Here is a 21,701-nt window from a genome sequence, read left to right on the forward strand (position 1 = left end):
CGAGCCTACCGGCGGGCTGCGGGGGCGACCGGCGGAGGGGCCGGCAACGTGCGCGCGAACGCGAGCAGCGCACCGCACGCCATCAGCACTGAGACGAGCGACGTGCCGCCCTGCGACATGAACGGCAGCGGGACACCCAGCACGGGGAAGACACGGAGCACGACGCCGACGTTGATGAGGGCTTGGCCCACGATCCAGACGATGATGCCACCCGCGGCGATGCGGATGAACGGGTCCTGCGTCTTGCGGATCACGTGGAAGGCGCCGACGGCGAACAGCGTGAACAGCGCGAGGACGACGATGCAACCGATCAGCCCGAGCTCCTCGCCGACGATGGCGAAGATGTAGTCGTGGGATGCCGCCGGCAGCCATGCGTACTTCTCGCGCGAGTTCCCGAGGCCGAGCCCGAAGACACCACCGCTCGCGAGGCCCCAGATACCGTGCAGCGGCTGGTAGCACGACGTCAGGTAGTCGTCGATGCAGTTCGGGTTGAGGAAGCTCGCGATACGAGCCATTCGGTTGGGGCTCGAGATGGCGAGATACGCGACGATCGCCGCCGCCACGACCACCGGGATGATGAACAGCCGGAGCTTGACGCCGGAGAAGAAGAGGGCGCCGAGGAGGATGAGCACGAGGATCATCGCCGTGCCGAGGTCTTTACCCGCCACGACCGATCCGATGACGATCGCGGACACCGGCACGACCGGGATGAAGACGTGACGCCACAGTCCGAGGAGCGTGTGCTTGCGGTACAGCACATACCCGAGCCAGAGCGCGAAGGCGAGCTTGAGGAACTCCGAGGGCTGCGCCTGGACACCCGCGATCGAGATCCAGTTGCGGTTTCCGTCGAACTCGTAGCCGAGCGGGGTGAAGACGAGGAGTTGGAAGGCGAGGGCCGCGCCGAGCGCGAACCACGAGATGCGCTTCCAGAACGTCATCGGCAAGCGGCTGAAGACGAACATCAGCGGAACTCCGAGGACGGCGAACATCGCCTGCCGGACGACCGTCTGGAACGGTCCGCCCTCGCTCGACGTCGCCATCGTCGCCGACAGCACCATGACCAGACCGAAGATGGTGAGAATCAGCGCGGTCGACGCGATGAGAAGGAACTCGCTCGGGATCGGCCGGAAGACCTTGCCGAGATCGACGCGGGCGGTGAAGGCGGCCGAGCCGCGGTCAGCCGGATCCGACGGGGCCGGACGGTCGGTCGTTGATGTCACCGGCGTCCTTTCCGATCCGTGCGTTCACCGCGTCGGCGAAGCGCCGGCCGCGATCCGAGTACGAGGCGAACTGGTCGAAGGATGCCGCTGCCGGAGCGAGGAGGACCACGTCTCCGTCCTGCGCGACACCCGCCGCAAGCGCGACGACCTCGGTCATGACGTCCTCAGTCTGAGCGTGGTCGACCTCGAACACCGGAACCGCGGGGGCGTGTCGTCCGAAAGCGGTCATGATGTCCGATCGATCGACGCCGATCACGATGGCGGCCTTGACTCCCGGACCCCGCGACGCGACGAGGTCGTCGATGTCGACGCCCTTCAACAGCCCCCCGATGACCCAGACGGAGCCGGGGTAGGCCTGGAGAGAGGATGCCGCAGCGTGCGGGTTCGTGGCCTTCGAATCGTCGATCCAGGTGACTCCTTCGGCGACGGCGATGACCTCGATGCGATGCGGGTCGAGCCGGAAGCCGCACAGCGCATCGCGGATGGCTGCGGGCGGGACGTCGAACGAGCGGGCCAGCGCCGCTGCGGCGAGGATGTTCGCGACGACGTGCGGCGCTCCGAGCCCCACCTCCGCGAGCTCGTCCACGGTTGTGAGTTCGAGCGCGTTGGTCCGACGCTCCTCGAGGAACGCGCGGTCGACGAGGATTCCGTCCACGACCCCGAGATCGCTCGGACCGGGGACACCGAGATCGAAACCGATGGCGCGGCATCCCTCGACCACCTCGGCGTCTTCCACCATCTCCCGCGTCGCGACATCGCCCTTGTTGTACACGCAGGCCACGCGCGTGCGCTGATAGACGACGGCCTTCGCGTCGCGGTAGGCGTCGAACGAACCATGCCACTCGAGGTGGTCCGCCGCGAGGTTCAGGCACACGCTGGCGTGGGGCGACACGCGGTGGTCGCCGTTCTGCAGCCCCAGGTACCAGAGTTGGTGGCTCGACAGCTCGACGACGAGCACGTCGAAGCCGGCGGGGTCGCGGACGGCGTCCAGCACCGGCACACCGATGTTCCCGCACGGCGCGGCGCGGAGGCCGCCGGCCACGAGCATCGTCGCGGTGAGCTGCGTCGTCGTCGTCTTGCCGTTCGTGCCCGTGATGAGCACCCACTCCGCCGGCGCGCCGTCGGGTCGGAGCACCTTGTCTCGGACGCGCCAGGCCAGTTCGATGTCGCCCCAGACGGCGACACCCGTGGCCCGCGCCCAGTCGATCACGGGATGATGCGGTGCGAACCCGGGCGAGGCGATGACGACGTCGGGGTGGTGCGCGATCAGTTCGTCCGGAACGGCGTCCAGTGCCCCCTGCCACATCTGCGCGCCGATGACGGGAAGAAGACGCGCGTACTCGTCGTCCGCGTGCTCAGTGACGACGAGGACGTCGGCACCCAGCTCCGCGAGGGTGTCTGCGACGGAGAACCCCGTCATCGACAGGCCGAGCACGACGACGCGCAGTCCCGACCAGTCGGCGTTCCAGCTGGTCAGGCGATCGAGGTCGGTGCTCATACCGCCGCCAGCCAGCCGACGTAGAACAGCGCGACGCCGAAGATCGCGAGAATGCCGGCGATGACCCACATCCGGACCACGATCGTGATCTCGGGCCAGCCACGCATCTCGAGGTGGTGGTGGAACGGGCTCATCAGGAAGAGGCGTCTGCCTCCCGTCGCCTTGAAGTAGTAGCGCTGCAGGATCACCGAGGCCGGGGCGATGATGAACACGCCCGCGAGGATGATGGACAGGATCTCGGTGCGGCTGAGGACGGCCATCGCGACGATGACACCGCCGATCGCCATCGAGCCGACATCGCCCATGAACATCTTCGCCTTCGGCGCGTTCCACCAGAGGAATCCGACGAGGGCTCCCACGAACGACGCCGCCACGATGGTGAGCCCCATCGGATCGCGGGTGTCGTAGCAGGCTGCCGTGTACTCGGTCACCAGCGCTGCCGAGTGACAGCGCTGCTGCAGCTGCCAGAACGTCACGAGGCTGTAGGCCGACACCGTGAAGATGCCCGCGCCGGTCGCAAGACCATCGAGACCATCGGTGAGGTTCGTGGCATTCGACCATGCGACCGACATGAACGAGATCCACAGAAGGTAGAGGATCCAGCCCGCGACCACGCCGAGGGCCATGAAAGAGAGAGTCGGGATGTCGCGGAAGAACGAGATGTAAGCGGACCCCGGTGTTTCGCCGTACTGGTTCGGGAAGTTCAGCGCCATGACGCCGAACGGCACGGCGACGGCGACCTGGCCGACGATCTTCCGCCATCCCGACAGCCCGAGGCTCCGCTGGGAACGGACCTTCATGTAGTCGTCGATGAAGCCGATGATGCCGAGCCCGACCATCATCCAGAGGACGAGCAGACCCGAGATGGTCGGTTCTGTTCCCCCCGTATAGCTGCCGACGAAGAAGCCGACGATCGTTCCCAGGATGAACACGATGCCGCCCATCGTGGTCGTGCCCCGCTTCGTGTGGTGACTCGGGTTGTGGGCGTCCTCCGGGGTCCGGATGACCTGGCCCCAACCGATCTTCCGGAACAACCGGATGAACAGGGGGGTCAGAAACAGGGTGAAAGCCAGCGAGATCGTCGCGGCGGCCAGCAGGGATCTCACGAGAAGAATTCTCCCAGACGATCGCCGAGGAACCTGAGCCCGGCGGAATTGGAAGACTTCACCAGCACGCGATCGCCGTCGCGGAGCTCGGTCGTCAGGTAGTCGTAGGCCTCATCAGCGGTCTCGAAGAAGACGGCCTCGCCGTCCCAAGAGCCCTCGCTGATGGCAGCCAGGAAAAGGCGTCGTGCGGCGGTGCCGATCACGACGATGCGTTCGTAGCGGAGGCGTACGGCCTGGAGCCCGATGCGATCGTGCTCCTCCCCCGCCTGCTCGCCGAGCTCGGACATCGCGCCCAGCACAGCGACTTTGCGCTGGTCCGAGGCGGTGATCTGGGCGACCGTGCGAAGTGCCGCGGCCATCGAGTCGGGGCTTGCGTTATAGGCGTCGTTGATGATGCGGACGCGGTCGCTTCCCAACGGCTGCATGCGCCAGCGTTCCGCGATCTCGACCGTGCCGATGCGGGAGATCGCGTCGGCCGGATCGACGCCGAGAAGCTGCGCGACGGTGATGGCGGCGAGGGCGTTCATCACGTGATGCTCGCCGAGCACGCGCAGATGCAACGGCAGGCTGCGGCCGTCGACGTGGATGGTCGCAGTGGTGCCGGATGCCGTGACTTCGACATCCTCGGCGCGGACATCGGCTGCAGAACCGCGTCCGAACCAACGGACGGAGGCGCCGCGCTCCTCGGCGGCCACGGCCATCGCCGCCACCCGCGCGTCGTCGGAGTTCAGCACCGCGGTGCCGCCGGGCCGAAGTGCCTGAACGAGTTCGGTCTTCGCCTTCTGCGTGGCCTCGACACCGCCGAAGCCCCCTGCGTGCGCGAGACCGACCATGAGGACGGCGCCGATGTCGGGGGTGATGAGACCGGCGAGTTCGGCGATGCGGCCGGGACGAGAAGCGCCCAATTCGCTGACGAGGAAGCGGGTGTCGTCCGTGACGCGGAGCATGGTGACGGGGGCTCCGACCTCGTTGTTGAACGAGGCGCGGGGGGCGACCGTCGGCCCTTCTTCCTGCAGGATGCGGGCGAGGAGGTTCTTCGTGGTCGTCTTGCCGTTCGACCCGGTGATGCCGACGACCTTCAGGCGACCCGCCGCCCGCACACGCGCGACGACCTCGCGGGCGAGGGCGCCGAGAGCCACTACGGCGTCATCGACGATGATCTGCGAGACGGGGGCATCGACCATGCGCTCCACGATCGCGAGTGTCGCGCCCGCGTGGACGGCGGTGTCGACGAACAGGTGGCCGTCGGTGACATCGCCGGGCTTCGCGACGAAGACGGAACCCGGTCCCATCTCCCGCGAGTCGGTGTCGACGACTCCGGAGACGACGGTCTCAGGGGTGTCGATGCCGTGGACGTGGAGCGTGCCGCCGATGGCGTGCGTCACCTCGGCAAGAGTCATGCGGATCATGCTGGGGATCTCCTCGTGCGCTCGGGTTCAGCCTGTGACGGGCAGGAGGGGGGTCTCCGAGCCCGACGGCATGACGCGGTAGTGCGTGAGCACCTGCGCCATCGCCTTCTTGAACACCGAGCGGTTGGCCGACGACATGCGCTGCTTCTTGGGCTCGTCGAAGACCGTCAGGACAACATACTGCGGATCCTCGGCGGGAGCGAAGCCGACCAGGGAAGTGAAGTACAGGTTCTTCTTGTACCCGCCCTTGCCGTCGGAGATCTGCGCCGTGCCCGTCTTTCCGCCCATCCGATAGCCCGGGAGCGCGACGTCGTCCGCGAGCGTGCCCTGCGCGAACACGTTCTCGAGCATCAGCGACACCTCTTTCGCCGTCTCTTCCTTCACGACACGTTCGGGGGCCGCGAGCTTCGGCTTGATGACCTCACCGTCCGCCTTCGTGCACGATTCGACGAGGGATGCCGGCATCCGGACTCCCCCGTTCGCGAAGGTCTGGTACGCGCTCGCGACCTGGACGGCGGTGACGGTGAACGCCTGGCCGAACGTGGTCGCGTACTTCGTCTGGTTGTCCCAGGTGTCGGCGGGGCTCAGAGTCGTCTTCGGCTCGCCCGACCAGTCGAGGCCGGATGCCTGGCCGGCGCCGAACTTCTTCAGATAGTCGTAGCGGGTCTCCGGTGCCACCATCGCACCGAACTGAGACATCGCCACGTTCGAGGAGGTGACGAGACCCCCGTTGAGGGTGAGATTCTCCGTGGAGTGCTTTTCGGAGTCGTTGACGACGGCACCGTTGTCGAACACCATGCGGTCAGGGACCTTGACGGTCGTTCCGGGCGTGACACCCGCCTGTTCGATGGCCGTCGCAGCGGTGACGGGCTTGAACGTCGAGCCCGGTTCGAACGAGAACCGGAGCAGCCGCGAACCGCGATCCTGGGGCTCGCTGGCGCCGGGGTCGTTGGGGTCGACCGTTTTGGTCTCAGCGAGTGCACGGATTTTTCCCGTGGCGACCTCCATCACGAGCACCCCGCCCCAGTCAGCCTGGTACCGGTCGGTCTCCTCAGCGATCAGCTGCTGCATGTACCACTGCAGGTCGGAGTCGATCGTGAGCTTGAGCGTACCGCCGTTGACAGCAGGCTTCTCGACCGCGGTGCCCGGGATGGTCACGCCGTTCGCGCCGCGCTGATAGCGGATGTTTCCGTCGGTGGGCTCCAGGCACGAGTCCTGCAGCTTCTCGACACCCTCGAGGGGCTTGCCGTCCGATCCCACGAAACCCAGGATGTTGCCGGCGACCGCGCCATCGGGGTATGACCGCGAGGCGACGGGCTCGAACCGGATGAAGGGAATCTCCAGATCGGCGAGCTTGCGGAACTCCGCGGTCGACACGAGCCGCTTGATCACCTGGTAGCGGTTGTTCGGGTCTTTCGCGATCGCGTCGTCGGCGATGGCACGCACCTCGTCAGGGTCCTGCCCGGTCACCTCGGCGATCTGCCCCGCGATCTCCGGCCACGTGACCATGACAGGCTCGCGGGCGTCGTTCTTGACGACCGCGCCGTTCTCGTCGCGGAGCGACATCCCCTTCTCCGCGAGCATCGGGTCGACGGTGACGTTGTAACGCAGCATGCTCGTCGCGAGGGGCGACCCGTTCGCGTCGACGATCGATCCCCGCGTCCCTTCGAGCGTCGACGTGGTCTGCATGCCCTTGCTGAAGGCATCCTGGACATGCTGACTCGCGTTGACGATCTGGATGTCGACGAGCCGAACGACGAATGCGACCAAGACCGCCAGAACGACAGCGAGAGCGACGACGGTGCGACGGCGCGGGCTTCGGGTTGCTCGTGTCGTCATGATCTCAGTGTGTGGCGGGGGTCGGCAGTCCGTCGGTGATCGACGGGGGTGTCGGCGTATTGGCCAGCAGTTCCTTGTCGATCGACGTGCCCGTGTCGAGGCTCGCCTCGGGGTCGGTGACGAGCGGCACGCCGGAGACCAGCGCGTTGGACACGGCCGCACGCGAGAGCGCCTCGATCGACGAGGCATCCGACGCACCCTTCTGCGGTCCGAGGGTCTTGCCGTCGCTGAGGCGGAGGTAGTTGGGCTCGCCGCCGGCGACGAGGCCGAGCGCTGCCGCATTCGCGGCGAGGAACTGAGGTGAGCTGAGACCGGCGACCTCCTCCTGGAGGATCTGCTTGCGGTAGTTGGCGTCCTGCTGCTGCGACGTGAGGCTCTTCACCTCGAAGGCGCCCTGCGTCGTGACGATGGACAGCCCCATCTGCACGCCGGCGATGGCGAGCGCGCCGGCAACCGCGACGACACCGAACACGCGGCGGGGGCGACGTCGAGGCAGGGGTACGACGCCGGCGCCGATGCGGCCGACGGGGCGGAGAGCGGGTGCTGCCGAGCCGAGGAGGACCTCGTCGGGTGCTGTGTCGATGGCTGTGGTGGCCAGGGCCGAAGCGCTCATGACGCCTCCCTCACTCGCTCGGCCGCACGCAGCCGCACCGGGGTGGCGCGCGGGTTGCGGATCTTTTCTTCGTCGGATGCCAGTTCCGCGCCCTTGGTGAGCAGACGGAACCGGGGGGCGTGCTCGGGGGGCTCGATCGGGAGTCCGGCCGGCGCCGTCGATCGGGTCGCCTCCGCGAAGACGCGCTTCACGAGCCGGTCCTCGAGCGACTGGTACGACATGACGACGATCCGACCGCTGACGGGCAGGATGCCGAGGGCGGCCGGAAGCGCACGCTCGAGCACCGTCAGCTCGCCGTTCACCTCGATGCGCAGCGCCTGGAAGACCCGCTTGGCGGGGTGCCCGCTGCGCTCACGCTGGACGGCCATGGGGGTCGCCGCGATCAGGATCTCGACGAGGTGCGCGGAGCGCTCGATCGGAGCCTGCTGGCGCGCGGTGATGATGGCGCGGGCGTATCGCCCAGCCAGCTTCTCGTCGCCGTAGCGCTCGAAGATCCGTCGGAGGTCGCCCTCGCCGTAGGTCGCAACGATGTCCGCCGCCGTCGTGCCGGCGGTCTGGTCCATCCGCATGTCGAGCGGAGCGTCTTTCGAGTACGCGAATCCGCGGTCGGCTTCGTCGAGCTGCAACGACGAGACGCCGAGGTCGAAAAGGATGCCGTCGGCCTGGCGGACGCCCGCGCTGCGGACGGCCTCGGCGATGCCGTCGTAGACCGTGTGCACGAGGGTCACGCGGTCGCCGAATCGTGCGAGCCGCTCCCCCGCGATCCGAAGGGCATCCGTGTCGCGGTCGAGGCCGACGAGATGAACCCGGGGGAATCGCTCCAGCAGCGCTTCGGAGTGACCGCCCATACCGAGCGTGGCGTCGACGACGACTGCGCCGTCGCGCTGGAGCGCGGGGGCGAGCAGCTCGACGCAGCGGTCGAGCAGAACGGGGGTGTGGATGTCGTCGTGTGTCATGGTGCGTCCGGGTCCGTGGGGCCCTCGACCCCGATCCCCATCCGCTCCGACCTGGCGCCGGGGAAGTGCGTCAGGGCGTGCGGCTGGGAGTCGCAGTCGAGGATCAGAAGAGTCCGGGGATCACCTCCTGCTCCATGTCCGAGTAGGTGTCTTCGTTGGTGTCGGCGTAGCTGTTCCAGGCGTCGGCGTTCCAGATCTCAGCGTGCGCGCCAACACCCGTCACGATCAGTTCCCGCTCGAGACCGGCATAGGTGCGCAGGTGCGGCGGGATCGTGATCCGGTTCTGGGAGTCCGGCTTCTCCGCGCTCGCGCCCGACAGGAACATGCGCTGGAAATCGCGCGCCTGCTTGTTGGTCAGCGGTGCTTCGCGGATGCGCTCGTACACCCGCTCGAACTCGACCGAGCTGAAGACGTACAGGCAGCGCTCCTGGCCGCGGGTGATGACGATGCCGGGGCCGAGATCATCACGGAACTTGGCCGGCAGGATGACCCGACCTTTGTCGTCCAGCTTCGGGGTGTGGGTGCCCAACAACATCGCTCGGTCACCCCCTTAAGTCCGGCCCGCTCCAGGTTGACGCCACTTTACTCCACTTTCCTCCACTCCGCGACAGAATCCTGGGGTGACGCCGCACGCGCACACCACTGCTCGGATGGCGCGCCCGTCGCGGTCGCCGCCGGGCACAAAAAAAGCACCGACCCGGAGGTCGGTGCTTCAGAAGTGGAGTGAGGTGGAGGGCCTCAGATCATCGGTCGTCGTTGCGACGATCCCAGCGGTCGTTCATGCGGTCCATGAAGGATGCGGAGGCCGGCGCTTGCGCCGCGCGAGGCTTACGGGTACCCGTGGCCGCGCGGGAAGCGGCACCTCCCTTGGCGGGGGTGAAAGCGAGGACGACGCCTCCCACCATGAGGACGAATGCGAGAACGCCGATCACGATCAGCGAGGTCGCCACGCCGACGACCAGGCCGGCGATGCCCAAGAGCACGATGACGGAGCCGTAAACGATGTTGCGGTAGCTGAGGGGAGCTGCTCCCCGGTCCGCGCTGACAACATCGGCGTCGTTGCGCATGAGATGACGTTCCATCTCGTCCAGCAGACGCTGCTCCTGCTCTGACAGTGGCATGCATCCCCCTCGGGTCGGTCCGTCAAGTGTACGCGTCCGCGTGATCACTAGGCTAGGCCCGTGCCCTCCTCCCCCGATCCGATCGTGGCCGTTTCCCAGCGAGTCGAGAGGTTCCTGCAGGCTCAGCGCGACGCCGCGGGGGAATTCGGCGAGGAAGCGCTCTCGTTCGTCGAATCCGGCGCATCCGCGGCGACCGGCGGGAAAGGGTTCAGGGCCAAGTTCTGCCTCGCCGGATGGCGAGCTGTCGCGACCGCCGGCTGGAGCGGGTCGAGGAGCATCCCGGAAGTCGTGACCGCGGCATCCGCTGCTCTCGAGATCTTCCACGCGGCGGCTCTCGTCCACGACGATGTCATCGACCGCTCCGACACTCGCCGCGGCCGGCCCGCGTCGCACCGGGCGTGGGAATCCCAGCACGGATCACGAGGATGGGCAGGTGACGGAGCCGAGTTCGGTCGGTCCGCCGCCATCCTCCTGGGCGATCTCCTCGTCGCCTGGAGCGACGACCTGTTAGAAGAGGGACTGGCCGAGACGGACGCAGAGCGGGCGCAGCGAGCGCGCAGCGAATTCGCACGGATGCGCCGCGAGGTGACCATCGGCCAGTTCCTCGACGTCGCGGAGGAGTCGGCGTACGTGGCCGCACCCGTGGAGACGCACCCCGATCGGGCACTCCGCGTCGCCTCACTCAAGTCGGCGAGGTACAGCGTGCAGCACCCGCTCCAGCTCGGTGCGGCTCTCGCAGACGCGGATGCGGAGCAGTACCGCGCGCTGGGAGCCTTCGGACATCCCGTCGGGCTGGCATTCCAACTGCGCGACGACGTCCTCGGTGTATTCGGTGACTCGGCTGTGACCGGCAAGCCGGTCGGCGACGACCTGCGCGAGGGGAAGCGTACGCTCCTCATCGCCTACGCTCGCGCCGCCCTGTCCCCGGGCGCACTCCGCGTCTTCGACGAACTCGTCGGCGACCGAGAGCTGACGGCCGACCAGGTGTCGCACCTGCAGCAGACAATCATCGACACGGGCGCCCTGGCGCGCGTGGAGGAGCGGATCACCGAATGGGCGACGGAGGCCGACCGAGCCCTTCGCGGCGCCCGGCTCGATCACGCCGCGGTCAGCGAGCTCCGTGAGCTGGCACGCGCGGCCACCGTCCGCACGGCCTGACGCGCGACCCGCGATCAGGCGAGCGTCTGCGCGACTCGACGCACCTCACTCTTTCGACCCTGCCGCAGCGCTTCGATCGGGGCGAACCCGATGGACTCCTCGGGGGCGAGCAGCCAATCGATCGCTTCATCGTCGGAGAAGCCGGCATCGTGCAGCACGATGATCGTGCCGCGGAGGGACGAGAGCGGCTCACCGTCGACGAGGAAGACGGAGGGAACTCGCGGAGCACCGAAACGGCGCGAGGCGACGAGCTGATGCTCGTCGAGCATGCGGCGCACGCGCCCGAGCTGCTCCCCGGTCAGCTCCACCAGTTCGGGAAGACTCAGCCAATCAGTGGACACGGGTGCATCAGAACTCACACCTCAACTATCGCATCCCGCGCACGGAACCGCTTGTACCACCAGTCACATACGCCTCATGGATTGACACCAGTCACATCGGCGTGTCACGGTTTCCCCGGGGGGATCCACCGATCCAAGGCTGAATGAAGGAATACCTGTGCGCCGGAACGACGTTCTCCCCGCCTCCCTCCGCCAGATGAGCGCCCCCGCCATGATCGGGTCCATCGCCCTCTCGCTCTCCCTCCTCCCCCTCGACGCCGGAGCGGCGGAAGCGCGGGAGAGGCCCACTCCCGAACCCCTCTCGGCACGCACGCATGCCGCGCCCGCAACCGCTGACGATGAGCGCAGCGTCGTCGGGATGCCCGCGTCCCGGAACTCTGTCAAGACCCACATCGTCGCCCGCGGTGACACCATCAGCGCGATCGCGGCCACCCACGGTGTCCGGACCGCCGACGTCCTGGCGTGGAACGGACTCGGGTGGCGATCCGTCATCCACCCCGGCGATGTCCTGCGACTCGGGCCGAAGGAGTCGCGGGCGGATGCTGAGGCTAAGCCGAAGGCGCGGGCCGCGGCATCCACTTACACCGTTCGTGCCGGCGACACGCTCTGGTCGATCGCCGCACGACACGGGGTCACCGTCTCCGCTCTCTCCCGTGCCAACGACCTCGGAGCGTCGACGACGATCCACCCCGGACAGAAGCTGAAAGTCGGCGTCCTCGCCGCGCCTCGAGCCGCAGCGCGCACCGACGCGAAGAAGCCCGCGGCATCCAAGCCGGCCGCTGGCCCCGTCCACGAGGTGGCTAACGGTGAGACCCTTTGGGCCATCGCCGATCGGAGCGGGGTCAGCCTCGCCCGGCTGCTCGACGCGAACGGGCTCGACGAGGGATCCATCATCTACCCGGGGCAGAAGCTCCGCATCCCGACCGCCGCGGCAGCACGCAAGGCGCCGGCCGTCGCGGGGACCACGGGGGTGGCACTCGACGCCGAGCAGATCACCAACGTCCGCACCATCATCCAGGTGGGCCGCGACCGCGGCGTCTCACGCGACGGCATCGCCATCGCGCTCGCCACCGCGATGGTCGAGTCATGGATCCGCAACCTGGACGGCGGCGACCGCGACTCGCTCGGACTGTTCCAGCAGCGGCCGAGCGCCGGGTGGGGCTCGGAGGCGGAGATCCGCGACCCGCGGCGATCCGCGGCGGCCTTCTTCGGCGGACCGTCGGACCCGAACGGCGATGACACGCGAGGCCTCCTCGACATCGACGGCTGGGAGGACATGGACTTCGGCGACGCCGCTCAGGCCGTGCAGATCTCCGCGTACCCGGAACGGTATGGCCCGTGGAAGAAGCAGGCGTACCGCTGGCTCGAGATGTATGGGTGAATCCGTGACAGCTCCGAGCGAGGGTGCGCCGTTACCCGGGCTCGCAGGGTCGGCTCCGTAGACTTCTGACGTGAACGCCACCCCGCAGACCGACCCGCTGATCGGCCGCCTGGTCGACAGCCGGTACCGGGTTCGCGGGCGCATCGCGCGAGGCGGTATGGCCACCGTCTACGTCGCCACCGATCTTCGACTCGAACGCCGAGTCGCGCTCAAGGTCATGCACGGCCACCTCTCTGATGACACGGTCTTCCAGAACCGCTTCATCCAAGAAGCTCGTTCGGCCGCGCGACTGGCCGACCCGCACGTCGTCAACGTCTTCGACCAGGGCCAAGACGGCGAGATGGCGTACCTCGTCATGGAGTACCTGCCGGGGATCACCCTGCGCGAGCTGGTGCGCGAGCAGAAACGCCTCACCCTCCCCCAGACGATCACCATCATGGATGCGATCCTCGCCGGACTGTCCGCGGCGCACCGCGCGGGCATCGTGCATCGCGATGTGAAGCCGGAGAACGTCCTGCTGGCCGAGGACGGCCGCATCAAGATCGGTGACTTCGGCCTGGCCCGCGCCACCAGCGCCAACACCGCCACCGGGCAGATGCTCCTCGGCACCATCGCCTACCTCGCCCCCGAGCTCGTCACACGCGGTACGGCGGATGCTCGCAGCGACATCTACGCGCTCGGCATCATGCTCTACGAGATGCTCACCGGCGAGCAGCCCTACAAGGGCGAGCAACCGATGCAGATCGCCTACCAGCACGCCACCCACTCGGTGCCTCGCCCGAGCGTCAAGAACCCGGGCGTTCCCGAACAACTCGATGAACTCGTCCTGTGGGCGACGGAACGCTCCCCCGAGGACCGCCCGACGGATGCCCGAGAGATGCTCGACAGGCTCCGCGACATCGAGAAGCAACTCGGCGTCTTCCCCCAGGTCGTCCGGTCCACCCCCGCGGGAGCGACGGTCGTCGTCGACGACTCGCTGGACTCCGACGAGGTCACGCGCGTGATGCCGGGCACCTTCACGGCACCCAGCGTCACCACGGAGATCGACAACGCGACCCGGCTCCGTCGACGCTCGCATCGGAACACCGTCAAGGGCGGCTGGCTGCTCGCCGCCGTCCTCGTGATCGCCGCCGCGGCAGGCGGGCTCGGGTGGTGGTTCGGGTCTGGCCCTGGATCGCTCGTCTCGGTGCCTTCCGTCGAGGGAATGAGCTTCGACAAGGCTGCGAGTGCCCTGTTGGAGAACACGCTCGTCGCCGAGCGTCGCGATGTCCACAGCCTTGAGATCCCCGCCGGGGAGGTCATCGGAACCGACCCCGATGCCGGGACCTTCCTTGGTCGTGACGCCACCGTCACCGTCGAGATCTCCTCGGGCCCCGCGACCGCCGAATTACCCACCCTCCAGGATCGCACCCGCTCCGACGTGGAGACTCTCCTGCAGGAGAACAACATCACGGTGGCGACGACGAAGAAGTACTACACGAGCTTCGCGGCCGACCGGGTCGTCCGGGTCTACGTCACGCAGCCCGGCTCGTCGGACCCGGTGCAGTGCACCGAAGGATGCTCGGTTCTGCAGGGCTCGACCGCCGAACTGCGGGTGTCGCTCGGCGCACTCCCTGATGTCACCGGCAAGAACGCCGACGACGCCACGGACACACTCCGGCAGGCCGGCATGAAGGTCGAGGAGGAGCGCGAGTACAGCAGCTCCGTCGACGACGACCTCGTCATCCGCGTGCCCGAACGGCCCGGCGGCGGCTCCTGGCAGCAGGGTGAGACCATCACCATCGTCGTGTCGGACGGGCCGAAGCCCGTCGAGGTGCCCAACGTCGTCGGCGAGACGGTGCGAACCGCCGTCGACCGTCTGCAGGCGGCCGGGTTCAAGGTGAACCCGAACATCGAGGACGCGGAGATCCCCCTCGGTGGGCGCTACTGGGACGTGTACCGCGTCCGCTCCATGACCCCCGAGGGTGGTTCGCTGCAGCGCCCGGGCACCACCGTCAGCCTGACACCCCAGTTCCAGCCCTTCGGCTGACGGCTCGCCGCCTTGCACCGGAGAACGACGATGGCCCGGTGAGCGTCGTCACCGGGCCATCGCGTCGTGCGGTCAGCGGTTGCCGAGCTCCTCGGCGACCAGGAACGCCAGCTCGAGCGACTGCATGTGGTTGAGGCGCGGGTCGCAGAGCGACTCGTACCGCGTGGCCAGGGTCGCCTCGTCGATCATCTCGGAACCTCCGAGGCATTCGGTGACGTCATCACCGGTGAGTTCGACATGGATGCCGCCGGGGAAGGTGCCGACGGAGCGGTGCGCCTCGAAGAAGCCACGAACCTCGTCGACGACGTCGTCGAAGCGACGCGTCTTGTAGCCCGTCGGCGTCGTGATGCCGTTTCCGTGCATCGGGTCGGTGACCCAGAGCGGGGTGGCTCCGGAGTCCTTGACCGCCTGCAGCAGGGGCGGCAGCGCGTCGCGGATCTTGCCCGCGCCCATCCGCGTGATGAAGGTGAGTCGGCCCGGCTCGCGTTCGGGATCGAGCTTGTCGATGAGCTCGAGCGCCGTCTCGGGCGTCGTCGTGGGACCGAGCTTGACCCCGATGGGGTTGCGGATCTTCGAGAAGTAGTCGACGTGCGCACCATCCAACTCGCGCGTGCGCTCTCCCACCCAAAGGAAGTGAGCCGACGTGTTGTACGGCGTACCCGTCCGAGAGTCGATGCGTGTCATCGGGTGTTCGTAGTCCATGAGGAGACCCTCGTGGCCGGTGTAGAACTCGACGCCGCGGAGCTCGTCGAAGTTCGCACCGGCGGCTTCCATGAACTTGATGGCGCGGTCGATCTCGCCCGCCAGTCGTTCGTAGCGCTGGTTGGCGGGGTTCTTGGCGAAGCCCTGATTCCAGCTGTGCACCTCACGGAGGTCGGCGAAGCCTCCCTGCGTGAACGCGCGGATGAGGTTCAGCGTCGAGGCAGCCGTGTGGTATCCCTTCAGCAGACGCTGCGGGTCGGCCGTACGCGAGGCCTCGGTGAAGTCGTAGCCGTTGACGATGTCGCCTCGGTAGGCGGGCAGCGTGATGTCACCGCGCGTCTCGGTGTCGCTGGAACGGGGCTTGGCGAACTGCCCCGCCATCCGGCCCATCTTCACGATGGGCATCGACGCACCATAGGTCAGGACGACCGCCATCTGCAGGACCGTCTTGATGCGGTCGCGGATCTGCTGCGCGGTGGCGCCGGCGAAGGTCTCGGCGCAGTCGCCTCCCTGGAGGAGGAACGCCTGTCCGGATGCCGCCTTGGCCAGACGGTCGCGGAGGTTATCGACCTCGCCGGCGAAGACGAGGGGCGGGAGGGTCGCGATCTCGGCGGAGACGGCAGCGACCGCATCCGCGTCGGGCCACAACGGCTGCTGCTTGATCGGGAGCGAGCGCCAGTGGTCGAGAGGAGTGGGCATCCGCTCATTCTAGCGGCGGACGACGACCCGGTCGGTCGTGTGACGGACGGCCTCAGGAGGCGGTGGCCGGACGGCGGTCCTTGACCGTCGACGCGTAGACATCCTCGTATTCCTGCTCCCCCATGCGCTGGAGCGCGACCATGATCTCATCGGTCACCGAACGGAGGACGAAGCGGTCGGACTCCATGCCGTAGAAACGGCTGAAGTCGAGGGGTTCGCCGATGACCATGCCCACCCGTCCGACGCGCGGGATGGAACGTCCGATCGGCATGACCTCATCGGTGCCGATCATGACGACCGGGACAACGGGGACGCGAGCGGTCAGCGCCATCCGAGCGAGCCCGGTGCGGCCGCGGTAGAGCTTGCCATCGGGACTCCGGGTCCCCTCGGGATAGATGCCGAGGATGTCGCCCCGCCCGAGCACCTGCAGGCCGGTGTTGAGGGATGCCTCCGACGCCTTGCCGCCGGTGCGATCGATCGGGATCTGGCCTGTGCCCTTCATGAAGACCCGGGTGGCCCATCCCTTCACCCCGGTGCCCGTGAAGTAGTCGCTCTTGGCGAGGAAGGACATCGGCCGGTCGATCATGAGCGGGAAGAAGATCGAGTCGCTGACGGACAGGTGGTTGCTCGCGATGATGGCGGCACCGGATGCCGGAATGTTGCTGCGTCCCACGATCCACGGCCGGAAGATCGCCTTCACGATCGGCCCGATGATCAGGTACTTCAGGACCCAGTAGATCATGTCAGACCCTGCCGCCTGCGAGGTCGGCGACGCCGATGAGACCGGCGTCGTTACCGAGGGTGGCGATCGCGAAAGACGCGATCGGGCGCTCACCGTAGCCGGGCAGCGCGGTCGCGTACGCCTCGCGCACGGGGCCCAGGAGCCGTTCGCCGAGATCCGCGACGCCGCCGCCGATGACGAACAGGCCCGGGTCGAGCACTGCCTGGAAGCCTCCGCACGCCTCGCCGAGCGCCGTTGCGACGCGATGCACGGCTTCGAGTGCTCCGGCGTCACCCGCCGCGATGAGAGCTTCCATCGCCGCGGCCGGCACGATCCCCTCGGCCGTCCGCGCCTCGGCGAGGCCCGCACCGAAGGCGCCGGATGCCGCGATCTCCGCGGCCTCGCGCTGCAGCGCCCGACCCGACGCGTACTGTTCGAGGCATCCGTTCTGGCCGCAGCCGCACGGGCGCCCACCGCGCTCGAAGCGGATGTGGCCGAGCTCACCGCCGATGCCGTTGCCGCCGACGAGCAGCTCGCCGTCGATGATCGCAGCGCCGCCGACGCCGGTGCCCAGCGTGATCATCACCATGTCGCGGACCTCGCGGCCGGCGCCGAAGCGGTACTCACCCCATCCGGCGGCGTTAGCGTCGTTCTCGAGGGTCACGGGGCGACCGATGCGTCGTTCCAGCTCGTCGCGGAGCGGTTCGTCGGTCCAGTCGATGTTGGGCGCGTGGAGGATGACCGAGCGGCTGGCATCGATGAAGCCCGCGGCAGCGACACCGACGGCGTGGACCACTCGATCGGTGACCAGGTCAGCGACCATCGCGGCGACGGCATCCGCCAACGCCTGCGGGTCGGACGGGGTGGGGACGCGGCGGCGGTCGAGGATGGCGCCATCGGGGTCGACGATGCCACCGGCGATCTTTGTCCCACCGATGTCGATGCCGACGTTGAGCACGCCACTCCCCTCCGCGCGTGCGCGATCGCACGGCATCCGTGAGTCTAACGGGGCGGCGCGGCGCGCTGCGGCCACGGGATCGAGGATCACGATGCCCTAGACTCAGTCGCACCAGACGCCACCCGGTACCGAAGGAGTTGCCGCCCATGAGCGCCGTACAATTCGACGTCCCCGCTGTCGTACCCGCGGACCCGACCGCCAATACGTCGGACATCCTGGTCGAGCGGGTGAAGGCCACTCCGTCGCTCGCTCTGTTCGCCGTTCCGGACGGCGGAGGATGGCGCGACATCACCGCCGCCGAGTTCCACCGCGAAGTCGTCGCCCTGGCCAAGGGCTTCGCGGCCAGCGGCATCCAACCCGGCGACAAGGTCGCGTTCCTCGCGCGCACCACATATGACTGGACGCTCGTCGACTTCGCACTCTTCTTCGCCGGAGCCGTCATGGTTCCCGTCTACGAGACGAGTTCACCGTCGCAGATCAACTGGATCCTCACCGATTCGGGCGCCGTCGCGATGATCGTCGAGAGCTCCGTCCACACCGATCGCGTCGCTGAGATCCGCTCCGAGGTACCGCTCCTCCGCGAGGTGTGGACGATGCAGACGGGCGACCTCGACACGCTGCGCTCGCGCGGCTCGGAGGTCACGGACGAGGAGATCGAGCGACGCCGCTCGCTCGCGAACGCGGACGACATCGCCACCCTCATCTACACCTCTGGTTCGACAGGCCGGCCCAAGGGCTGCGTCCTGACGCACAAGAACTTCGTCGAGCTGTCGCGCAACTCGGCGGAAGCGCTCAGCGAGGTCGTCCAGCAGCCGGGCGCCGCCACACTCCTGTTCCTCCCGCTCGCACACGTCTTCGCCCGGTTCATCTCGATCCTCAACATCCACGGCGGGGTGAAGACAGGTCATGAGCCCGACACCACGAAGCTGCTCGCGGGGCTCGGGTCGTTCAAGCCGACCTACCTGCTGGCCGTTCCGCGTGTGTTCGAGAAGGTCTACAACTCCGCCGAGCAGAAGGCGGAGGCGGGCGGAAAAGGCAAGATCTTCCGCGCCGCTGCAGCGGTGGCCGTCGAGCACTCTCGTCGCCTGCAGGACGGCGAGAAGATCCCACTGACGATGAAGATCAAGTTCGCGCTCTTCGACCGCTTGGTCTACAGCAAGCTGCGGACGGCCATGGGTGGCCGCGTCGCCCACGCGGTGTCGGGCTCCGCCCCGCTCGGGTCGCGTCTCGGTCACTTCTTCCACAGTCTCGGGGTGCAGATCCTCGAGGGCTACGGCCTCACGGAGACGACGGCTCCCGCGACCGTGAACCTTGCGACCAAGTCGAAGATCGGAACCGTCGGACCGGCCCTACCCGGCGTCGGGGTCCGCCTCGCCGATGACGGCGAGATCGAGGTCCGCGGCGTCAACGTCTTCAAGGAGTATTGGCGTAACCCCGAGGCGACGGCCGCCGCTTTCGATGACGGCTGGTTCCGGACGGGCGACATCGGCTCGTTCGATTCCGAGGGCTACCTGACGATCACCGGCCGCAAGAAGGAGATCATCGTCACCGCGGGCGGCAAGAACGTCGCTCCGGCTGTGCTCGAAGACCCCATCCGCGCGAATCCGATCGTCGGCCAGGTCGTCGTGGTCGGCGACCAGAAGCCGTTCATCGGCGCGCTGGTCACCCTCGACCGCGAGATGCTGCCGACGTGGATGTCGAACAACGGTCTGTCCGCAGACATGCCGATGTCGCAGGTCATCGTCCACCCGAAGGTGCTCGCAGAGGTGCAGTCGGCGGTGGACCGGGCGAACAAGTCCGTGTCGCGCGCCGAATCGATCCGCAAGTTCGTGATCCTCGACACCGAGTGGACCGAGGCGTCGGGACATCTGACGCCGAAGATGAGCATCAAGCGAAACGTCATCCTGTCGGACTTCGCTGCGGACATCGACGAGCTCTACCAGGCGAACGTGTCGACGACGAACATCTCGCTCGGCAACTGACCGCGACGACTGAGGGCCCCGGGAGACCGGGGCCCTCAGTCGTATGCCGAATGCGGATCAGAACCAGTCGGACTCGCGCACTTCGCGCATCGCCTGCCGGCGAATGTCCTTCGGGAGTCGATCGAGGTAGAGCATGCCCTCGAGGTGGTCGTATTCATGCTGCAACGCCTGCGCGAGGAGGCCTTCCCCCTCGATCACGATCTCGTCGCCGTTCAGGTCGACGCCTGTGACGCGCGCCCACGGGTGACGCATCGCGTCATGCCACAGACCGGGGACGGAGAGGCATCCCTCTCCCGTCGGAACGGGGTCACCGGAGACCTCGAGCGTCGGGTTCAAGACGTAACCGATCACTCCGTCGACGTTGTAGCTGAACGCCCGGAGGCCCACACCGATCTGCGGGGCGGCAACGCCGGCGCGACCCGGCTCGGCCACCGAGTCGACGAGGTCTGTCACGAGACCGTGGACGCCCTCGTCGATGTCGACGATCGGTGTGCTCACGCTCCGGAGGACGGGATCGCCGAAGAGGCGAATCGGGCGGACCGCCATCAGCGGACCGTCCCCGCGCTGCGAAGCCGCTCGACGACGACGGCGGCAAGCTCGCGCGCTGCACCCCGCGTTGCGGCGGAGAGGTCACGGAACGTGATCGGCCCGCCGGTGGCGATGTGAGCATCGTAGGGAATCGTCACGACCGCCCGGACGCGGGTCCGGAAGTGCGACTCCAGCTCGGCGGGTCGGACGAGACTCGCGCCCGGCCGCGACGTGTTGAGGACCACGATCGCGTGCCGAGCAAGCTCGGCGTACCCATTCGATTCGAGCCACGAGAGCGTCTCCGAGGCGAGCTTCGCCTCATCCACGCTTCGACCCGCGACGATGAGGAGCTGGTCGGCCAGCTCGAGGGTCGCATCCATCACGGAGTGGACGATGCCCGTGCCGCTGTCCGTCAGGACGATCGAGTAATAGTGGGCAGCGATGGCAGCGACGTCGTGGTAATCACGATCGCTGAACGCCTCGGAAAGGTGTGGATCGGCGTCCGAGGCGAGGATGTCGAGACGCGTCTCATCGCGCGCGACGATGGCCGAGAGGTCGTTGAACCCCGAGACGTCCGCACGCGCACGCACGAGGTCACGGACGGTCTTGCCGCTCGAGCGCTCGATGCGCTCCGCCAGGGTGCCTCGGTCGGGATTCGCGTCGATGGCGATCACGCGGTCTTCCCGGGCATCGGCGAGGGCCATCCCGAGAAGCGTCGTCACGCTGGTCTTGCCGACGCCGCCCTTGCGGGACAGGACGGGCACGAATTTGGCGCCGCCGGCCAGCGGGGCGGAGATGCGACGATCCAGTTCCTTGCGCGCGCGCACACGAGGGTTGTCAGCCAGCGCGACACGGCCTCGCGTCGCTCCGTAGACGAGCCGCTGCCACACCCCTTCGGGCTCCGGCGCGGCCACGCGGGCGCGATCGATCAGCCGATCGGCGGTGAGGAGGTCGGGACTCTCGCGGTCGGCGCTGAGCTGGTCGAGCCGCCGCGACTGCAGGGGCTCCTCCTCCACTCGCGCGCCGCGTACCCGTTCGAGGGCGTGCTTGTCGTTCGACACCGGGTGGTGCATGGCGCGCCGGGTGACACCCGTGTGCGTGGCCACAGCGGCCTCCGCGGCGGGGACGACGACCTCGGCGTCGACGACCTCCTCCGCCGGCTCGACGGTGGCGAGGTCCTCTGCGGCGAGGTCCTCGCCGAGACCTTCTTCGCCGTCGGCATCCTGATCGCCGTAGCGGAGGTCATGGTCATTCACCGGGACGGCGGAATCCTCGTCCTCGACGTAGTCGTCGTCATCGTCCGACAACCGAGGCAGCGCCAGGTCGATCTGAGCGGTCGTCCCGTCGACGATGCCGATCCCGGTCGTCTCGAGGTTGTCGGTGCGCTCGAGCACACCATTGTCGACGTCGTCCGACGTCTCGTTGTCGCGCTCACGCATC

The 21,701-nt window shown here is 67.9% G+C and carries 19 protein-coding genes; 4 read left to right on the forward strand and 15 right to left on the reverse strand.

What is annotated here, in order from left to right:
• Positions 1–5: 5 nt before the first annotated feature.
• The 9 genes from ftsW to MO1_RS11300 all read right to left on the reverse strand — a co-directional run bounded on the left by ftsW (position 6) and on the right by MO1_RS11300 (position 9,762).
• On the reverse strand, positions 6–1,220 hold the full coding sequence (gene ftsW, locus MO1_RS11260; RefSeq protein ID WP_036308488.1) for a putative lipid II flippase FtsW: 1,215 nt from the start codon (positions 1,218–1,220) through the stop codon (positions 6–8).
• The gene (gene murD, locus MO1_RS11265) at positions 1,177–2,718 is read right to left on the reverse strand and encodes a UDP-N-acetylmuramoyl-L-alanine--D-glutamate ligase (RefSeq protein ID WP_060916070.1); all 1,542 of its coding nucleotides are present in this window, start codon (positions 2,716–2,718) and stop codon (positions 1,177–1,179) included. Before murD ends, ftsW begins: the two co-directional genes overlap by 44 nt.
• Complete coding sequence (mraY, locus tag MO1_RS11270) at positions 2,715–3,824, reverse strand: phospho-N-acetylmuramoyl-pentapeptide-transferase (RefSeq protein WP_036308485.1); 1,110 nt, start codon at positions 3,822–3,824, stop codon at positions 2,715–2,717. Before mraY ends, murD begins: the two co-directional genes overlap by 4 nt.
• Positions 3,821–5,233 (reverse strand): UDP-N-acetylmuramoyl-tripeptide--D-alanyl-D-alanine ligase, encoded by a 1,413-nt coding sequence (locus tag MO1_RS11275; protein WP_060916071.1) that lies wholly within the window; start codon positions 5,231–5,233, stop codon positions 3,821–3,823. The genes mraY and MO1_RS11275 overlap by 4 nt, the downstream gene beginning before the upstream one ends.
• Before the next feature lie 27 nt (positions 5,234–5,260).
• Positions 5,261–7,072 (reverse strand): peptidoglycan D,D-transpeptidase FtsI family protein, encoded by a 1,812-nt coding sequence (locus MO1_RS11280; protein ID WP_036308482.1) that lies wholly within the window; start codon positions 7,070–7,072, stop codon positions 5,261–5,263.
• 4 nt (positions 7,073–7,076) lie between these two features.
• The gene (ftsL, locus tag MO1_RS11285; RefSeq protein ID WP_052009358.1) at positions 7,077–7,685 is read right to left on the reverse strand and encodes a cell division protein FtsL; all 609 of its coding nucleotides are present in this window, start codon (positions 7,683–7,685) and stop codon (positions 7,077–7,079) included.
• Complete coding sequence (gene rsmH / locus MO1_RS11290) at positions 7,682–8,641, reverse strand: 16S rRNA (cytosine(1402)-N(4))-methyltransferase RsmH (RefSeq protein ID WP_036308480.1); 960 nt, start codon at positions 8,639–8,641, stop codon at positions 7,682–7,684. Before rsmH ends, ftsL begins: the two co-directional genes overlap by 4 nt.
• A 103-nt stretch (positions 8,642–8,744) precedes the next feature.
• Positions 8,745–9,176, reverse strand: a complete 432-nt coding sequence (mraZ, locus tag MO1_RS11295; protein WP_060916072.1) for a division/cell wall cluster transcriptional repressor MraZ — start codon at positions 9,174–9,176, stop codon at positions 8,745–8,747.
• A gap of 208 nt (positions 9,177–9,384) precedes the next feature.
• On the reverse strand, positions 9,385–9,762 hold the full coding sequence (locus MO1_RS11300) for an SCO2097 family morphological protein (protein WP_036308476.1): 378 nt from the start codon (positions 9,760–9,762) through the stop codon (positions 9,385–9,387).
• A gap of 60 nt (positions 9,763–9,822) precedes the next feature.
• On the opposite strand from MO1_RS11300, the gene MO1_RS11305 reads away from it, so the two are divergent.
• Positions 9,823–10,920, forward strand: coding sequence for a polyprenyl synthetase family protein (locus MO1_RS11305; protein ID WP_060916073.1), 1,098 nt, complete (start codon positions 9,823–9,825; stop codon positions 10,918–10,920).
• Between the two features lie 14 nt (positions 10,921–10,934).
• On the opposite strand, the gene MO1_RS11310 is transcribed toward MO1_RS11305, so the two are convergent.
• Positions 10,935–11,261 carry an Rv2175c family DNA-binding protein gene (locus MO1_RS11310; RefSeq protein ID WP_036308474.1) on the reverse strand — a complete coding sequence of 109 codons (327 nt, stop codon included), beginning with the start codon at positions 11,259–11,261 and terminating at the stop codon, positions 10,935–10,937.
• A 211-nt stretch (positions 11,262–11,472) separates the two neighbouring features.
• Between MO1_RS11310 and MO1_RS11315 the strand changes: the two genes are divergently transcribed.
• Together MO1_RS11315 and pknB are read left to right on the forward strand one after the other, a co-directional pair.
• Positions 11,473–12,642 (forward strand): LysM peptidoglycan-binding domain-containing protein, encoded by a 1,170-nt coding sequence (locus tag MO1_RS11315; RefSeq protein ID WP_060916110.1) that lies wholly within the window; start codon positions 11,473–11,475, stop codon positions 12,640–12,642.
• 70 nt (positions 12,643–12,712) lie between these two features.
• Positions 12,713–14,671, forward strand: coding sequence for a Stk1 family PASTA domain-containing Ser/Thr kinase (gene pknB, locus MO1_RS11320; RefSeq protein WP_060916074.1), 1,959 nt, complete (start codon positions 12,713–12,715; stop codon positions 14,669–14,671).
• 72 nt (positions 14,672–14,743) lie between these two features.
• On the opposite strand, the gene MO1_RS11325 is transcribed toward pknB, so the two are convergent.
• The 3 genes from MO1_RS11325 to MO1_RS11335 are packed head-to-tail and all read right to left on the reverse strand — an operon-like array spanning position 14,744 to position 17,751.
• The gene (locus MO1_RS11325; RefSeq protein ID WP_036308472.1) at positions 14,744–16,072 is read right to left on the reverse strand and encodes a class II 3-deoxy-7-phosphoheptulonate synthase; all 1,329 of its coding nucleotides are present in this window, start codon (positions 16,070–16,072) and stop codon (positions 14,744–14,746) included.
• A 52-nt stretch (positions 16,073–16,124) separates the two neighbouring features.
• A complete protein-coding gene (locus MO1_RS11330; RefSeq protein ID WP_036308471.1) occupies positions 16,125–16,814 on the reverse strand; it encodes a lysophospholipid acyltransferase family protein in 690 nt (229 codons plus the stop codon).
• 1 nt (position 16,815) lies between these two features.
• Positions 16,816–17,751 carry an ROK family glucokinase gene (locus tag MO1_RS11335; RefSeq protein WP_060916075.1) on the reverse strand — a complete coding sequence of 312 codons (936 nt, stop codon included), beginning with the start codon at positions 17,749–17,751 and terminating at the stop codon, positions 16,816–16,818.
• Between the two features lie 146 nt (positions 17,752–17,897).
• Between MO1_RS11335 and MO1_RS11340 the strand changes: the two genes are divergently transcribed.
• Positions 17,898–19,733: an AMP-dependent synthetase/ligase gene (locus MO1_RS11340; protein WP_036308468.1), complete on the forward strand. Its 1,836-nt coding sequence runs from the start codon at positions 17,898–17,900 to the stop codon at positions 19,731–19,733.
• A 57-nt stretch (positions 19,734–19,790) separates the two neighbouring features.
• Here MO1_RS11340 and MO1_RS11345 read toward each other — a convergent pair whose 3' ends face one another.
• On the reverse strand, positions 19,791–20,279 hold the full coding sequence (locus tag MO1_RS11345) for a peptide deformylase (RefSeq protein ID WP_060916076.1): 489 nt from the start codon (positions 20,277–20,279) through the stop codon (positions 19,791–19,793).
• Positions 20,279–21,700 carry a MinD/ParA family ATP-binding protein gene (locus tag MO1_RS11350; RefSeq protein ID WP_060916077.1) on the reverse strand — a complete coding sequence of 474 codons (1,422 nt, stop codon included), beginning with the start codon at positions 21,698–21,700 and terminating at the stop codon, positions 20,279–20,281. The genes MO1_RS11345 and MO1_RS11350 overlap by 1 nt, the downstream gene beginning before the upstream one ends.
• Position 21,701: the final 1 nt, after the last annotated feature.

The sequence above is a fragment of the Microbacterium oleivorans NBRC 103075 genome (assembly GCF_001552475.1).
Lineage (GTDB): Bacteria > Actinomycetota > Actinomycetes > Actinomycetales > Microbacteriaceae > Microbacterium > Microbacterium oleivorans.

Bases quoted from the DNA above. Each gene is read 5' to 3' on its own strand.
- murD (WP_060916070.1), bottom strand. From the start codon at position 2,718: ATGAGCACCGACCTCGATCGCCTGACCAGCTGGAACGCCGACTGGTCG.
- MO1_RS11275 (WP_060916071.1), bottom strand. From the start codon at position 5,233: ATGATCCGCATGACTCTTGCCGAGGTGACGCACGCCATCGGCGGCACG.
- MO1_RS11280 (WP_036308482.1), bottom strand. From the start codon at position 7,072: ATGACGACACGAGCAACCCGAAGCCCGCGCCGTCGCACCGTCGTCGCT.
- ftsL (WP_052009358.1), bottom strand. From the start codon at position 7,685: ATGAGCGCTTCGGCCCTGGCCACCACAGCCATCGACACAGCACCCGAC.
- rsmH (WP_036308480.1), bottom strand. From the start codon at position 8,641: ATGACACACGACGACATCCACACCCCCGTTCTGCTCGACCGCTGCGTC.
- mraZ (WP_060916072.1), bottom strand. From the start codon at position 9,176: ATGTTGTTGGGCACCCACACCCCGAAGCTGGACGACAAAGGTCGGGTC.
- MO1_RS11300 (WP_036308476.1), bottom strand. From the start codon at position 9,762: ATGCCACTGTCAGAGCAGGAGCAGCGTCTGCTGGACGAGATGGAACGT.
- MO1_RS11315 (WP_060916110.1), top strand. From the start codon at position 11,473: ATGATCGGGTCCATCGCCCTCTCGCTCTCCCTCCTCCCCCTCGACGCC.
- MO1_RS11325 (WP_036308472.1), bottom strand. From the start codon at position 16,072: ATGCCCACTCCTCTCGACCACTGGCGCTCGCTCCCGATCAAGCAGCAG.
- MO1_RS11330 (WP_036308471.1), bottom strand. From the start codon at position 16,814: ATGATCTACTGGGTCCTGAAGTACCTGATCATCGGGCCGATCGTGAAG.
- MO1_RS11340 (WP_036308468.1), top strand. From the start codon at position 17,898: ATGAGCGCCGTACAATTCGACGTCCCCGCTGTCGTACCCGCGGACCCG.
- MO1_RS11345 (WP_060916076.1), bottom strand. From the start codon at position 20,279: ATGGCGGTCCGCCCGATTCGCCTCTTCGGCGATCCCGTCCTCCGGAGC.
- MO1_RS11350 (WP_060916077.1), bottom strand. From the start codon at position 21,700: ATGCGTGAGCGCGACAACGAGACGTCGGACGACGTCGACAATGGTGTG.